Raw genomic sequence first — 14,827 nt, forward strand, 5'->3', positions numbered from 1 at the left:
CAACACCAAGGGAAATGTTCACAGATTATTATCTAGTACACCGATTTCCCGATGCACAAGATTGTAAGCACTTGTAATTTTACATTACAAAAAATAAAAATAAAGAAAATTAAGCCCCTGCATTTGCGGGGGCTTTTCTTTTATATCGATTAAGAAGCCTGCTCGTTCAATGCAGTTCCCTGCAATATGCTGCAATTCTCCGCGAAAATTTACTAACATAACGGCCTGCATGTGGGGTAAATATTTTATAACGCGGCGGGGCTGGGGTGCGTGAAAAGCGTACTGTATAACTGAATAGTAGCCGACTAATTTAAAAAGTGAACGGCTGATGCAGAGGAAAAATGAATTTTGTGAAGGAAAGAAAACTTTGTGAAAAATCAAAAGCAAAAAGCCCGCTTAAGTTTCCTTAAGCGGGCTTCTTAAATATGGCTCCTCTGACTGGACTCGAACCAGTGACATACGGATTAACAGTCCGCCGTTCTACCGACTGAACTACAGAGGAATCGTGTGAACGGGCCGCATATTAGCGAGGCCACACGGCCTTGTCAAAGCCTCCAAAGCGTCTTTTGTATCGTTTGCCGATAAAACAAGCAAAAATTGCCAGAAAACAGGCTCAGACATAACTTTACAGCACAAAGATTGCCAATCTTTCGCCAGCCGCTAAGATAAGCCGGGTTAAACAGTGAGGACCTGATGGTAAAACAGCGGCGTATAGGGATTTGGTTTCTTTGCCTGGCATGTGTTGTGGTACTGGTTTGTACCGCGCAGCGCATGGCGGGCCTGCACGCGTTGCAGATGGAAACCGCGGCCAGCGCCGTTGCTGCCCAGGCGGATAACCCGCAGGCTGACGCTGACTCGCCGGTCACGCCGTGCGAACTTAGCACTAAATCATTATTGAGCGTGCCGCCAGTCTTGTTTGATGGGGCGTTGTTCGCACTTTGCCTGCTGCTTTCCTTACTGGCGCCCGTGCGTTCCACGCGAATGCCGTTTTCAGCTCCAAGAGCGACTTCACCTCCCACCCTCAGGGTACATCTTCGTTTCTGCGTCTTCCGTGAATGACAGACCGGCTGTTTCCGACAGTTAGTTAATCATTTATGGAGAAAAAACATGTTTATTCGCTTCAGGCAGGCGCTGCTGTGCCTGCTCATGCTTTGGTTGCCCGTGTCCTGGGCAGCAGAGTCAGGCTGGCTGCAATCGCCGGATAACGATCACGCCAGCGTCAGGCTGCGCGCAGATACCTCGGGCAGTAAAGAAACGCGTCTTTTACTGGACGTGAAGCTCGAAAAAGGATGGAAAACCTACTGGCGATCCCCAGGGGAAGGCGGCGTTGCGCCAGCTATTGCCTGGCAGGGTGAGATGCCCAAAGTAGAGTGGTTCTGGCCGACGCCTGCGCGTTTTGACGTCGCCGGGATCACGACCCAGGGCTACCACGATCGGGTCACCATTCCGATGGTGTTTCACGGCCCGGTGCCGGCGACTATCCGCGGCGTGCTGACGCTTTCTACCTGCAGCAACGTCTGCCTGCTGACCGATTATTCCTTTAGCGTCACGCCTTCCGCGGCAAATGCTCAGTTTGCCCATGATTTCGCTCAGGCGATGGGGCAGGTGCCGGTTGAAAGCGGATTGACCGACTCGCTCAAAGCCGATTATCGTCCGGGAAGCCTGGTAATTAATGCCGTGCGTGCCGGAGGCTGGACAAGTCCGGGCCTTTATCTTGACCCGCCGGAAGAGGCCGATCTTGGTAAGCCTGCGTTCCGCATCGACGGCGACTCGCTGCAGGCCACCGTACCGGTCAGCGACAGTTGGGGAGAAGGTGCGCCAGATTTGCGAGGGAAATCAGTCACCCTGGTGCTGGCCGACAACGGCATTGCTCAGCAAAACACGCTCACCATTGGTTCAGCACCCGCCGCGGCAGGGGGAAATGATGCCTTCCCGCTTTGGCAGGTCGTGCTGATGGCGCTGGTGGGCGGCCTAATCCTTAACCTGATGCCGTGCGTACTCCCGGTACTGGGCATGAAGCTGGGCTCTATTCTGCTGGTGCAGCAAAAAGACCGGGGCCTGGTGCGCCGCCAGTTTTTAGCCTCGGTGGCGGGGATCATCGCTTCATTTATGGCGCTGGCGCTGCTGATGACCGTCCTGCGGCTGACCAACCAGGCGCTGGGCTGGGGCATTCAGTTCCAGAACCCGTGGTTCATCGGTTTTATGGCGCTGGTGATGCTGGTGTTCAGCGCGAACCTGTTCGGCCTGTTTGAATTCAGGCTCTCTTCCAATATGAACACCCGGCTGGCAACGCAGGGCGGCAATGGCATGGCCGGGCATTTCTGGCAGGGCGCTTTCGCCACGCTGCTGGCGACGCCGTGTAGCGCGCCTTTCCTCGGCACGGCGGTGGCGGTGGCGCTCACGGCTTCTTACCCGGTGCTGTGGGGGCTGTTCCTGGCCTTAGGGCTGGGGATGAGTCTGCCGTGGCTGCTGATAGCGCTCCGTCCCGGTCTGGCGATGCGTTTGCCCCGCCCGGGCAAGTGGATGACCTGGCTGCGCCGCGTGCTTGGCCTGCTGATGTTAGGTTCGGCGATTTGGCTGGCAAGCCTGCTGCTGGTGCATTTCGGTGTTTCGACTAGCAAACCAGCGCAGGAAAATATCGCCTGGCAGCCGCTCAGCGAGCAGGCGATTCAGGACGCGCTGGCGCAGCATAAGCGCGTTTTTATTGATGTCACCGCTGACTGGTGCATTACCTGTAAAGCCAACAAATACAACGTGCTCAGCAAAGAGGACGTGCAGGCTGCACTACAGGCACCGGATGTGGTTGCCCTGCGCGGCGACTGGACGCTGCCGTCCCAGCAAATCACTGACTTTTTGAGAAGCCGCGGCCAGGTTGCCGTGCCGTTCAACCAAATTTATGGCCCAGGCCTGCCGGAAGGCAAAGTGCTGCCGACGCTGCTCTCCCGCGATTCGGTGCTGACAACCCTGGATGATGCCAAAGGAGCGAAACCATGAAATACGCTTTTATTCTAATCCTCTCGCTGTTCTCCGGCCTGGCGCTGGCGGCAAAAGAAGTCCCCGCGCCGTTTTCCGCCGATCAACAAAAGCAGCTGGAAGTGCTGATTGAACAGGCGTTGTTTAACGATCCGGCCAGTCCGCGATTTGGTGCTAAAAAGCCCGTGTTAACCCTCGTGAACTTCACCGATTACAACTGCCCGTACTGCAAACAGCTCGATCCGATGCTGGAAAAAATTGTGGAGAAATACCCGGATGTGGCGGTGATCGTGAAGCCGTTGCCGTTTAAAGGGGAAAGCTCCGTGCTGTCGGCGCGTACTGTCCTGACGACCTGGCGCCAGCATCCAGATCAGTTCCTGGCACTGCATGAAAAACTGATGCAGAAGAAGGGCTATCACGATGCGGCGAGCATTGCGGCTGCGGTTGAAAAGAGCGGGGCAACGCCGGTCACCCCGGATGAAAAAAGCATGGAAACCTTAAGCACCAACCTTCAGCTAGCGCGTATCGTGGGCGTGCAGGGCACACCAGCCACCATTATTGGCGATGAAATGATCCCTGGGGCGGTTCCGTGGGAAACGCTGGAAGAGGTAGTAAAAGAAAAACTGGCGGCTGCCCATGGCAAGTAAGCTGCGGCGCTGGCTGCGGGAAGGCTTAATTCTGCTGATTTTGCTGGCGGGGGTGATGCTGGTGATGGACTGGTGGCGTGCGCCCCAGTCCCCAGTGGCTTTTGATGCCACGCCGCTGCACACGCTGGACGGGCAGGATGTCACGCTCGGCGCGCTGAGCGCGGAACGCCCGCTGCTGGTCTATTTCTGGGCCAGCTGGTGCGCAGTTTGCCGTTTTACCACGCCGGACGTGGCGAAGCTGCAGGCTGAAGGGCAGAACGTGATAACCATTGCGCTACGCTCAGGTAATGAACGCGAGGTTTCCCGCTGGCTGGCGCGTAAAGGCGTCCAGTTCCCGGTGGTCAATGATGCCGATGGCGCCATTTCCCGCAGCTGGCAAATTGGCGTCACGCCGGCATTCGTCATCGTCGATAAAGGCCAGGTCGTGTCCACTACCAGCGGCTGGACGAGCTACTGGGGAATGAAAATTCGCCTGTGGTGGGCCGGCGTGTGATTCATCGTGCCGGCTTATCACCGGCACGCAGTTTTTTCCTGAAATGCACCATCGCGGTGCATTTGTACCTCTTATGGGGCATAAGCAAGCCTCCTGTTTCGTTAATCCTCGTGGGGGCTTTATCAGTTTCTCTTATTATCCAGCCTGTTATCTCGTTTGTGCCGTAAACGAAAAATGTGGCAAGCATATTGCAAAACCCTTTACGACATCACTGCCATGACTGGCACTGGCATTCCGTAATAGGGGGCAAAATGAATTTAAGACGACTGAAGTACTTCGTAAAAATTGTTGATATTGGCAGCCTGACTCAGGCCGCAGAAGTACTGCACATCGCACAGCCGGCGCTCAGCCAGCAGGTTGCCACTCTGGAAGGGGAGCTGGATCAGCAGCTGTTGATCCGCACCAAACGCGGCGTCACGCCGACGGAAGCCGGGAAGATTTTGTATGCCCACGCGCGGACGATTCTGCGCCAGTGTGAGCAGGCTCAGCTGGCGGTGAATAACGTGGGCCAGACTATGCAAGGCCTCGTCTCGATTGGTCTTGCGCCGGGGATGGCGGCGTCCTCTATTACCATGCCGCTGCTGCAGGCCGTGCGTGCCGAACTGCCGGATGTGCAGGTGTATTTGCATGAGAATAGCGGTTCACAGCTGAATGACAAACTGCTCAGCGGACAGCTTGATATGGCCGTGCTGTATGACCGCACGCCAACGGCGGGGCTGACCAGCCAGCCGCTGCTCAAAGAGGATTTGTTCCTCGTGGGCACCCGTGACTGCCCGGGTAACAGCGTTGATTTGTCGGACGTTGCCGCCATGAATCTTTTCCTGCCCCGCGACTACAGCGCGGTTCGCAAGCGCGTGGATGAGGCTTTCTCCCTGCGCCGCCTGACGGCAAAAATTATCGGCGAGATCGAATCTATTTCGACCTTAACTGCGGCTATTGCCAGCGGTATGGGCGTGACCGTGCTGCCGGAATCCGCCGCGCGTTCACTTGCCGATTCAGCCGGTGGCTGGATGGCACGCATTACCAGCCCGTCGTTAAATTTACCGCTGTCGCTGAACCTGTCCGCACGTTTACCGCTTTCACCTCAGGCCCAGGCGGTAAAAGAAATTCTTATGTCTCTGGTCACCCGCCCGGCGCTGGAAAATCGCGAACTGATGCTGGTGGTCTAACTCCGCTTATTACTAAATGGAATAGGTTGCTGGTTTTTATTATTTGTCCCGCCGGGGCTGTGACTTTAACAATGGTGTAAAGAACAGTCACGATCCCGGGGGCGATGTGAATTTCCAGCAACTAAAAATAATCCGCGAGGCGGCGCGACGGGACTACAATCTCACCGAAGTCGCCAATATGCTTTTCACCTCTCAGTCTGGCGTCAGCCGCCATATTCGCGAGCTGGAAGAAGAGCTGGGGATTGAAATATTCATCCGCCGCGGCAAACGGTTATTAGGTATGACCGAACCGGGTAAAGCCCTGTTGGTGATTGCCGAACGTATTCTCAACGAAGCCAGCAACGTGCGTCGCCTGGCGGATCTTTTTACCAACGACACCAGCGGTGTCCTGACTATCGCCACCACCCACACACAGGCTCGCTATAGCCTACCGGTGGTGATCAAAGCCTTCCGCGCCTTATTCCCTGAAGTTCGCCTCGAGCTGATTCAGGGCACGCCTCAGGAAATCGAATCGCTGCTGCACAGCGGCGCGGCGGATATTGGCATCGCCAGCGAACGTCTGAGCACCGATCCTCTGGTGGTGGCCTACCCGTGGTTCCGCTGGTATCACAGCCTGCTGGTTCCGCAGGGACATCCGTTAATTCATACCAGCCCGCTCACGCTGGACGATATCAGTCGCTGGCCGCTGATCACTTACCGGCAGGGTATCACCGGGCGTTCTCGTATAGACGAAGCGTTTGCCCGGCGTGGTTTAACGGCTGATGTTGTGCTTAGCGCGCAGGATTCCGACGTGGTTAAAACCTACGTTGAACTCGGCCTGGGTATTGGGCTGGTGGCCGACCAGGCCAGTGGGGAAGAAGGGAGCCTGGTGCGGCTGGACACTCGCCACCTGTTTGACGCGAACACCGTCTGGCTCGGGATCCGCCGTGGGCAACTGCAGCGGAACTATGTCTGGCGCTTTATTGAGCTGTGTAACCCTGAGCTGTCGGTCGAGGAAATTAAGCGCCTGGCGCTGGAGCCAGAAGAACCCGCCATCGATTATCAAATCTGATATTTCCCTGCCCTGAAAAGGGTAATTCAGTATTGTTAATGAAATATTAAATAATTAAATAAACCGGCGCGGGGTGAATTTATGTTTACCTCGCGCTTGCTGTATTTAAAAAAATAGTGTTTGGCAAAGTATGTCTCCCCTAAAAATAGAATAAAAAAACGTTCCTTATCGCAAATCATCGATCAATCGCAAATCAATTAATAGCTTTCAGCTATCTATCTGGCCTGACCATAAGAAAAAACCGATCAAATTCATAAAGTTAATCTGAATATATCCGATAAGCCTGTACGAGGTGCTTCCATCCCTTTGTGCTATTTATTCTCTGTTGTTTAGGCGGCAGAGGATTTTGCGCATTCATAAAAATACGCTTCTCAAGGGAGAAAAAATGTCACTACATGATGTAAAAATTCGCAGCAAGTTAACGCTGACTATTGCTATTTTTATTGTGCTGATGGTCTTCAGCTCAGGGCTTTCTTTACTTAGCCTGAGCAGAGCAAATACCGGCATTCAAACCATTGTTAACGATGATTACCCGACGACCGTTAAAGCCAACGATCTGATTGATAGTTTCCAGGAGTTCGTGAATACGCAGCAGCTGATGCTGCTGGATGAAGCCGGTGTATTTCGTCAGAAGTCGGAAAAACACCTTGCGGAGATCAGTGCGCATATTACAGCGCTGCTGGCGGACCTGAACAAATCCAGTACCGACGCTGCGTCACAAAAAGCGCTGCGGGAGCTGGCCGATATTCGTAAACAGTATCTGGACTCGCGTTTCCGTATTTTACAGGCGGTGCAACAAAACGATCGCGCCGCCGCGCTGCAGGAAATGATGGCCACCACCATCCAGATTCAGGAAAAATATAAAGATAAGGTGCAAGAGCTTATCGTTATCCAGAATCAAAAAATGTCCGCTGCTGGCCAGCAGGTTGATAAAGATTACCACTCTAACCGGCTGGTCACTGTGCTTCTGACTTTGCTGAGTATCGCCCTGGGTAGCCTCATCGGTATGTTTGTGGTGCGCTCTATTACTCGCCCGCTGGTTCGCGCCGTTGAATTTGCCGGGGCGATTGCCGAAGGCGATCTTACGGGCAGCATCACGGTTACCCATAAAGATGAAACAGGCGAACTGCTGCAGGCGCTGATGAGCATGAAAGTCCGCCTGCAAGAGATTGTCCATCAGGTTCAGCAGGGATCGGAAACTATCTCTTCTGCCGCCGCGCAAATTGTCGCCGGGAACCAGGATCTTGCGGCTCGCACCGAAGAGCAGGCCAGCTCCGTAGAGGAAACGGCGGCTTCCATGGAGCAGATCACCTCCACGGTGAAAAACACCTTTGACCACACCAACGAGGCAACCAAGCTCTCTTCCGAAGCCGCAACGGTGGTGAAAAACAACGGCCAGATGATGTCTCAGGTCACCAGTAAAATGCGCGTGATTAATGAAACCTCCAACCGTATGTCGGACATCATTAACCTCATCGACTCCATCGCGTTCCAGACTAACATTCTGGCGCTGAATGCGGCGGTGGAAGCGGCTCGTGCCGGGGAGCATGGCCGTGGTTTTGCCGTGGTTGCCGGGGAAGTTCGCCAGCTGGCGCAAAAAAGTGCTTCATCTGCGAGCGAGATCAGAAGCCTGATTGAGAACTCAACCACCCAGACTCGCGAGGGCATGGGGCTGGTGGAAAAAGCGAATGCCCAGATTGCCGGTATGATCGAAAACGTGCAGGAAATGAACACCATCCTCGGGGAGATCAAACAGGCCAGCCAGGAGCAAACGGATGGCATTTCCCAGATCAACAGCGCCATTGGCATGATTGATTCCACCACCCAGCAAAACTCCGCGCTGGTGGAAGAATCGGTTGCCGCCGCGGCATCTCTGAATGACCAGGCGAAGCAGCTGCGTGACCTGGTGCGGGTGTTCCGCCTGCAGTAATTCAGCTTTCCTTCTCAAAGCCAGCGTTAGCTGGCTTTTTTCATTTCTACGCACGGTTTTTATCTCCGGCATGACAACGCCACTCATTATTGTTATGTTATAACATATCAATAATAGCTGCGCAGTCAGTAAGGAGTTGCAATGTCATCGTTAACACAGGCCCACAATCGGCCAAAGAAACTGCCCGTTACCGTGCTGTCCGGTTTTTTGGGTGCCGGTAAAACCACTCTGCTGAATCATATTTTAAATAACCGGGAAGGGCGGCGGGTGGCGGTGATCGTCAACGATATGTCCGAGGTGAATATTGACGCTGCGCTGGTGCGTGAAGGCGGTTCAAGCCTGACGCGCACCGATGAAAAGCTGGTGGAGATGAGCAACGGCTGCATTTGCTGCACCCTGCGTGAAGATCTGCTGGTGGAAATCAGCCAGCTTGCCCGGGAAGGGCGTTTCGATAACCTGGTCATCGAATCTACCGGTATTTCTGAACCGCTGCCCGTGGCGGAAACGTTCACCTTTGTGGACGACAAGGGGGAAAGCCTGTCCGATATCGCCCGGCTCGACACCATGGTGACGGTGGTGGACGGCTTTAACTTCCTTCGGGATTATGAATCCTACGACAGCATTCAGTCTCGCGGCGAGTCCATGGGCGAAGGGGACGAGCGCACCGTGGTCGACCTGCTGATTGACCAGATAGAATTTTGCGACGTGCTTGTACTCAACAAAACGGATCTTATTGGCGACGCGGAGAAACGCCGCCTGATGTCCGTGCTGCATTCCCTTAACCCACGCGCAAAAATCATCACTTCGGCGTTTAGCCAGGTTAGCCTTGACCAGGTTCTGGATACCGGGCTGTTTGACTTCGATGCCGCCGCTCAGGCGCCGGGCTGGCTAAAAGAGCTGCGCGGCGAACATACGCCGGAAACCGAAGAATACGGCATTCGTAATTTTGTTTTTCGTGCCCGGCGTCCCTTCCACCCGGCGCGTTTCCAGATGGTGACCGACGGCGGTCTGAAAGGCGTTATTCGCTCCAAAGGCTTTTTCTGGCTGGCAAGTCGCCCTCAGCATGCCGGATCCTGGTCCCACGCGGGCGGCGTGATGCGCCAGGGGCTGGCAGGGATGTGGTGGGCCAGCATTCCCCGTGAACAGTGGCCGCAGGATGCCGACAGCCTCCGGCACATTTTAAAGCACTGGGAAGACGGTATTGGCGATGCGCGCCAGGAGATTGTTTTCATCGGCATTGATATGGACGAGGCGAGCCTGCGCGAGAAGCTGGAGTATGCCTTACTCACCGATGCCGAAATGGCAGAAGGGCCTAAAGCCTGGGCACGGTATTACGATCCGATTGATGCCTGGTTCGACTGACTGAAGTCCGGCTGCCCGTTGGCAGGCAACCGGGCAACCTGGCCTAGTGCAGCTCTACGGCGTAGTCATCCACCGGGGTGATTTTCTTGATCAGCTTGTTATCAAACAGGAACTGTTCGTAGGCCTGGTAGCGGGCGCGGTCGAGTTTAGCCGGGTCAGTTGCAAACAGCGGCAGGCTTGCCTGCCAGGCCTGCTTATTCAGCTCGGTATTCAGCTCCGCATGGGCTTTGGCAAAGGCCTGCCAGGTTTCCTGCGGATGTGCCTGCAGGTACTCGTTGCCTTTTTTCAGCGCGGCGAAGAATTTTTTGATCTTCGGTTCATTCGCCGTTTTACGATTCGCCACAAAAATCAGCTCATCGTAGGCGGGGACGCCGTAGTCCTCGACGTTAAACACCACCGGGGGTTTACCCTGAAGCTTCAGCTCGATCGCTTCGATATTGCGGTAGCCGCCGATCACCGCATCCACCTGGCCCGCCAGCAGAGCGCTGGTGAGCTGGAAGTTGACGTTGATGAGCTTCATCTCTTCCGGTTTGACGTGCTCATGCTCAAGCAGGGTGGCAAGCGTCGCCTGCTCGATACCGCTGACGGAATAGCCGATTTTTTTGCCTTTAAGATCCGCTGGTGATTTGATGGTCTGATCCAGCGTCATCACCGTATTCAGCGGGGTGTTAATCAGCGTCCCGACGCGCACCAGCGGCAGCCCCTGATCGGCAAAGAAATGCAGCTGTGGTTGGTAGGTAATGGCCAGATCGGCCTGCCCGGCGGCAACCAGGCGCGGCGGCAACGCCGGGTCAGACGGCGGGATGATCTTCACGTCCAGCCCTTCGGCCTTAAAAGCGCCAATTTGTTCGGCCACCATAATGGGCGCGTGATCGGGGTTAATGTACCAGTCCAGCACCAGGGTCAGCTTTTCAGCGGCGGAGGCCTGAGCGGCAAAGGCGGCGGTGAGCAGCAGGCCACACAGCGTTTTTTTCATCTTCTTAATTCCTTAATTAAGGCGGTTATTCGTTGTTTTCAGGCGACCAGACAATCAGCCGCCGCAGCAGGGCATCGACCGCCAGCCAAAGCAGGACGGTCATCAGGACTAAAATAAACAGCGCGGCAAAGCAGACGTCGGTTTGCATGCGGGCGTTGGCGTTCAGCATGACGTAGCCCAGCCCTTCGGCAGAGCCCACCCATTCGCCAATAATTGCCCCGATGGGGGCGACGGCGGCGGCCATGCGCAGCCCCGAGCCAAAAGCAGGCAGCGCCGCCATCAACCGGACGTGCCTCAGCTGCGCCCAGCGTGAAGCCCCCATCGTGCGGGCCAGATCCAGATAGTCGTTATTCACCCGGCGCAGTCCGTCAAAGAACGACGACACCACCGGGAAGAAAATCACCAGCACCGCCATCGCCACTTTGGCGCTCATGCCAAAGCCGAACCACAGCACCAGCAGCGGTGCGAGGGCAAACACCGGGATTGCCTGACTGGTGAGTACCAGCGGCATCAGCCAGCGCTGGAGGCGGGGGGAAAACATCATGCCTAGCGCCAGGCCTGCACCGAGAAGTACGCCCAGAATTAGCCCGCTGATAATCTCCGAGGCGGTGACCAGCGTGTGCCAGGCGAGATAATCGCGGCCATCCCATAACGCCTGTGCCACCGAAGCGGGAGAGGGCAAAAGAAAGGCGGGAATATTGCCGAGGGCAAGCAGATACCAAAGTAGCAGCAGCCCGGCAAAGACGGTCAGCCCGCGGCGCAGGCGTGTAGCAGGGGTGTCTGAAGTCAGCTTCATTCGGCGGCCCTGATCAACTGTTGCAGCAGCCCGGCCTGGCTTTGGAGTAGATCTACATCGTCCGGCACGCGGGGCGGCTGCCCGGCAATAACATGCGTATCGTCGATGCCCGCAGGCCAGCGGGAGAGCACCAGCAGGCGGTGGCTGAGCCGACAGGCTTCCATCGGATCGTGAGTGATCAGCAGCACGGTATTTTTTGCCAGCAGCCTGGCCGCCAGGTCCTGAATGGCCGTGCGGGTGATGGCATCCAGCGCCGAAAACGGCTCATCCATCAGCACTATCGGGCGCTTTTCGTAAAGCGTCCTGGCGATGGCGGCACGTTGCCTCATCCCGCCCGATAGCGAAGCTGGCAGGGCTTTGGCATAGCCAGCCAGCCCGACCTGCTCAATCAAATGTTCCGTCCATTGTCTGTCGACCGCCTCACCACGCAGGCGAGCTCCGAGGGCCACGTTCTGCTCAATGTTGAGCCACGGGTAGAGCAAATCTTTCTGCCCCATCCAGGCGATACGCCCGGCAACCGGCAGACCGTCGCTGCAGGTCACGCTTCCGCCACTGGCCTGCGCCAGCCCGGCGATAATCTTTAGCAGGCTGGTTTTACCGGCCCCGCTCGCGCCCAGCAGGGCAACGAAGCTGCTGCCGGGAATATCAAAATTCAGCCGCTCAAAAATGGTCTGCTGGCCAAAGCGCAGGCTGAGATCGCGCACCTGAATGCCCGGCGAAGTCGCGCTGTCGGTCATGAGGCATTCAGCCCCATCTGCCAGAACGCGGATTCAAGCTGCGTCGCGGTGGTAAAAATCTGTGATAGCTCTGAGAAACGGCTTTCCGCGCCACGCTGGTGGCCTACGTTTTCGAGCAACTGCACAGCGGCCCGCACGCCGGTGAGGTAGCCTTCATCGCCATAGTTACGGATCCAGTTCGCGTAGGGATTGCCTGCCATCACCGTGTCGGGGCTATGCAGCAGGCCAAGGCCGATTTCTGCATATCCGGCCACGCAGGGCAGCAGCGCAGCCAGCAGATCGAGCGCGTCGCCTGAATGGCCAATATCCAGCACGTAACGGGTGTAATTCATGGTTTCTGGCGCTTCCGCCTCGGCCACTATTTGCGCTTCGTCCAGGCCCCAGCTTCGACAGTAAGCCACATGGAGCGGCAGCTCGGAGACAATGGCATTCAGCGATGCGGTCGCGGTGCGCATTTCTGGCAGCGTGCGAAGTTTGCTGACCAGCAGGGCGTAGGCGCGGGCAAAATGAATCAGGAAAAGATAATCCTGGGTCAGATAGCGCTTGAATGCGGCTTCAGGCAGCGTGCCGACAGCAAGCTGCTGCAGAAAAGGGTGATCGACGTAATCCTGCCAGTGCTGGCCGGCCTGCTCGCGCAGTCGTCCGTAAAGACCGTTTTCGAAAAGTGGGGTGTACATGGGACCTCCTGGGTAAGTGGAGATCCGGGCGCGCAGAGGTATGAACAGACAATAACAGAGCTGTGATTGCCGACCGTCCCTTCGCTGGCATGACCCAGATCAGGTTCAAAGGGTTCGGCTTACGCCATCTCAGCCCATACAGGACACCCCTCGGAGGTGCCTGTTATACGACATTTACTTTTTGATTACAATCGCCGGGCGCTGTGTCTGACCTTGCTGAAAGCGACGATCCGTTTAGTGCGGTATCGCAATATTTTGCTGGCACTCGGGGCGGGAATTTTGTCACTGTAGGCCGGTTACCTACGAGTCTAAGGATGATATCCGATGAAAAAGATTGGCTTTCTCTCGTTTGGCCACTGGTCGCCTGCCGCCCAGTCCGGCACGCACTCTGCGGCGGATACGCTGCTGCAGTCCATCGATCTTGCCGTTGCTGCAGAAGAGCTTGGCGCGGACGGCGCTTACTTCCGCGTGCACCATTTTGCTCGTCAGCTAAGCTCGCCTTTCCCGCTGCTGGCGGCCATCGGGGCAAAAACCAAACGCATTGAAATCGGCACCGGCGTGATCGATATGCGCTATGAAAATCCGCTTTACATGGTGGAGGACGCGGGGGCGGCGGACTTGATATCCGGGGGCCGCCTGCAGCTTGGAATTAGCCGTGGCTCGCCGGAGCAGGTGATCGACGGCTGGCGATATTTTGGCTATGTGCCGGGCGAAGGAGAGACCGAAGCCGATATGGCGCGCCGTCATACCGAAGTGTTCCTCGAGGCGCTGAAAGGGGACGGTTTTGCCGAACCTAACCCGCAGCCGATGTTTCCTAATCCGCCGGGGTTGCTGCGTCTGGAGCCGTTTTCTGCCGGGCTGCGGGAGCGAATCTGGTGGGGAGCCAGCTCCAACGCGACTTCGGAGTGGGCCGCGAAGTTAGGGATGAACCTGCAAAGCTCCACGCTGAAAACCGATGAATCCGGCGAGCCGTTTCATATCCAGCAGGCGAAGCAAATCCGTGCTTATCGGGCCGCGTGGAAAGAGGCGGGCCATACGCGTGAGCCACGCGTTTCCGTCAGCCGCAGCATCTTCGCGTTAATGGACCAGCGCGACCGCAACTACTTCGGCGGCAGCGGCAAAGAAGGCGATCAGGTTGGCTACATCGAGCCACAAACCCGGGCCATTTTCGGCCGCAGCTATGCCGCTGAACCGGAACTGCTCATTAAGCAACTGGCGCAGGATGAAGCGATTGCTGAAGCCGACACGCTGCTGTTAACCGTGCCAAACCAACTGGGCGTGGATTATAACGCGCACGTCATCGAATCTATTCTGAAGCACGTTGCACCAGAGTTGGGCTGGCGCTAAATAAAACAGGGAAAAGGTCATGCTATGAGCGAGGATTTTTACTGGATTAATGAGCCAAAAGTCTGGCAAGAAGGCGACGGCGGGCTGACGGTTGTCACCGATGAACAAACCGACTTCTGGCGCAAAACATGGTACGGGTTTGAGCGTTTCTCCGGCCATTTTTATGGCTGCAACGTGCGGGGGGATTTTACTTTCCAGGTGAAGGTCAAAGCTGAATTTAGCGCACTCTACGACCAGGCCGGCATCATGCTGCTGGGGGATGAATCCCACTGGCTAAAAGCGGGCATCGAGTTTAACGACGACGCGCCTGCCATTGGCAGCGTGCTGACGCAGGGCCACTCCGACTGGGCAACCGGCGTCTTTCCCGGTCAAGCAAATCTGTTCTGGATGCGCCTGACCCGAAAAGGGGACAGCCTGCGGCTGCAGTATTCCGTTGACGGCAAAAGCTGGCCGCTGCTGAGACTGGCGCATTTCCCCGGATTCGACGCATGCAGGGTAGGCGTGATGTGCTGCACCCCGCAGCGTGGCGGGCTGGCGGTGAACTTCGAAGAAATGATGCTGAGTGCCGCGCTGGATAAAGGACTGCACGATTTAAGTTAATCAGCCGTTTAGTCGGGCGGCGCCCCGCCAGACATTTGCCAGGCAGGGTTTCTCCTGGCGGGGACAAAG

At 56.3% G+C, this 14,827-nt stretch carries 14 protein-coding genes, 1 tRNA gene and 1 riboswitch; of the genes, 10 read left to right on the forward strand and 5 right to left on the reverse strand.

The genetic code is table 11. From position 1 onward, the window contains the following. Positions 1–426 precede the first annotated feature (426 nt). A tRNA-Asn gene (locus tag F3J26_RS03220) sits at positions 427–502 on the reverse strand. A gap of 191 nt (positions 503–693) precedes the next feature. Here F3J26_RS03220 and F3J26_RS03225 point away from each other — a divergent pair. The 8 genes from F3J26_RS03225 (at position 694) to zigA (ending at position 9,625) form a co-directional block, all read left to right on the forward strand. Next, complete coding sequence (locus F3J26_RS03225; protein WP_166991393.1) at positions 694–1,059, forward strand: copper resistance protein; 366 nt, start codon at positions 694–696, stop codon at positions 1,057–1,059. A gap of 48 nt (positions 1,060–1,107) precedes the next feature. Next, positions 1,108–2,994 carry a protein-disulfide reductase DsbD family protein gene (locus tag F3J26_RS03230; protein WP_166991396.1) on the forward strand — a complete coding sequence of 629 codons (1,887 nt, stop codon included), beginning with the start codon at positions 1,108–1,110 and terminating at the stop codon, positions 2,992–2,994. Beyond that, positions 2,991–3,620 carry a DsbA family protein gene (locus F3J26_RS03235; RefSeq protein ID WP_008457994.1) on the forward strand — a complete coding sequence of 210 codons (630 nt, stop codon included), beginning with the start codon at positions 2,991–2,993 and terminating at the stop codon, positions 3,618–3,620. Before F3J26_RS03230 ends, F3J26_RS03235 begins: the two co-directional genes overlap by 4 nt. Beyond that, on the forward strand, positions 3,610–4,113 hold the full coding sequence (locus tag F3J26_RS03240; RefSeq protein ID WP_166991398.1) for a protein disulfide oxidoreductase: 504 nt from the start codon (positions 3,610–3,612) through the stop codon (positions 4,111–4,113). The genes F3J26_RS03235 and F3J26_RS03240 overlap by 11 nt, the downstream gene beginning before the upstream one ends. 251 nt (positions 4,114–4,364) lie before the next feature. Then, on the forward strand, positions 4,365–5,282 hold the full coding sequence (gene nac, locus F3J26_RS03245) for a nitrogen assimilation transcriptional regulator NAC (protein ID WP_166991401.1): 918 nt from the start codon (positions 4,365–4,367) through the stop codon (positions 5,280–5,282). Positions 5,283–5,388: 106 nt separating this feature from the next. Further along, positions 5,389–6,333 carry an HTH-type transcriptional regulator Cbl gene (gene cbl, locus F3J26_RS03250; protein ID WP_008458004.1) on the forward strand — a complete coding sequence of 315 codons (945 nt, stop codon included), beginning with the start codon at positions 5,389–5,391 and terminating at the stop codon, positions 6,331–6,333. 385 nt (positions 6,334–6,718) lie between these two features. Next, a complete protein-coding gene (locus F3J26_RS03255) occupies positions 6,719–8,263 on the forward strand; it encodes a methyl-accepting chemotaxis protein (RefSeq protein ID WP_008458007.1) in 1,545 nt (514 codons plus the stop codon). A gap of 141 nt (positions 8,264–8,404) precedes the next feature. After that, positions 8,405–9,625: a zinc metallochaperone GTPase ZigA gene (gene zigA, locus F3J26_RS03260; RefSeq protein ID WP_008458009.1), complete on the forward strand. Its 1,221-nt coding sequence runs from the start codon at positions 8,405–8,407 to the stop codon at positions 9,623–9,625. Positions 9,626–9,668: 43 nt separating this feature from the next. On the opposite strand, the gene F3J26_RS03265 is transcribed toward zigA, so the two are convergent. Genes F3J26_RS03265 through F3J26_RS03280 form a run of 4 tightly spaced genes read right to left on the reverse strand, consistent with a single transcriptional unit; the run spans position 9,669 to position 12,811 of the window. Beyond that, positions 9,669–10,601, reverse strand: a complete 933-nt coding sequence (locus F3J26_RS03265) for an ABC transporter substrate-binding protein (protein WP_166991404.1) — start codon at positions 10,599–10,601, stop codon at positions 9,669–9,671. 25 nt (positions 10,602–10,626) lie between these two features. Continuing rightward, positions 10,627–11,397: an ABC transporter permease subunit gene (locus F3J26_RS03270; protein WP_166991407.1), complete on the reverse strand. Its 771-nt coding sequence runs from the start codon at positions 11,395–11,397 to the stop codon at positions 10,627–10,629. Next, positions 11,394–12,134, reverse strand: a complete 741-nt coding sequence (locus tag F3J26_RS03275) for an ATP-binding cassette domain-containing protein (protein WP_166991410.1) — start codon at positions 12,132–12,134, stop codon at positions 11,394–11,396. The genes F3J26_RS03270 and F3J26_RS03275 overlap by 4 nt, the downstream gene beginning before the upstream one ends. Continuing rightward, positions 12,131–12,811: a TenA family protein gene (locus tag F3J26_RS03280; protein ID WP_008458016.1), complete on the reverse strand. Its 681-nt coding sequence runs from the start codon at positions 12,809–12,811 to the stop codon at positions 12,131–12,133. Before F3J26_RS03280 ends, F3J26_RS03275 begins: the two co-directional genes overlap by 4 nt. Before the next feature lie 59 nt (positions 12,812–12,870). Next, positions 12,871–12,972: riboswitch (TPP riboswitch) on the reverse strand. Positions 12,973–13,135: 163 nt separating this feature from the next. Here F3J26_RS03280 and F3J26_RS03285 point away from each other — a divergent pair. Beyond that, positions 13,136–14,158, forward strand: coding sequence for an LLM class flavin-dependent oxidoreductase (locus F3J26_RS03285; RefSeq protein WP_166991413.1), 1,023 nt, complete (start codon positions 13,136–13,138; stop codon positions 14,156–14,158). Positions 14,159–14,182: 24 nt separating this feature from the next. Then, complete coding sequence (locus F3J26_RS03290; RefSeq protein ID WP_166991416.1) at positions 14,183–14,758, forward strand: DUF1349 domain-containing protein; 576 nt, start codon at positions 14,183–14,185, stop codon at positions 14,756–14,758. Positions 14,759–14,827: the final 69 nt, after the last annotated feature.

Source organism: Enterobacter sp. Ap-867 (assembly GCF_011752855.1).
Lineage (GTDB): Bacteria > Pseudomonadota > Gammaproteobacteria > Enterobacterales > Enterobacteriaceae > Cedecea.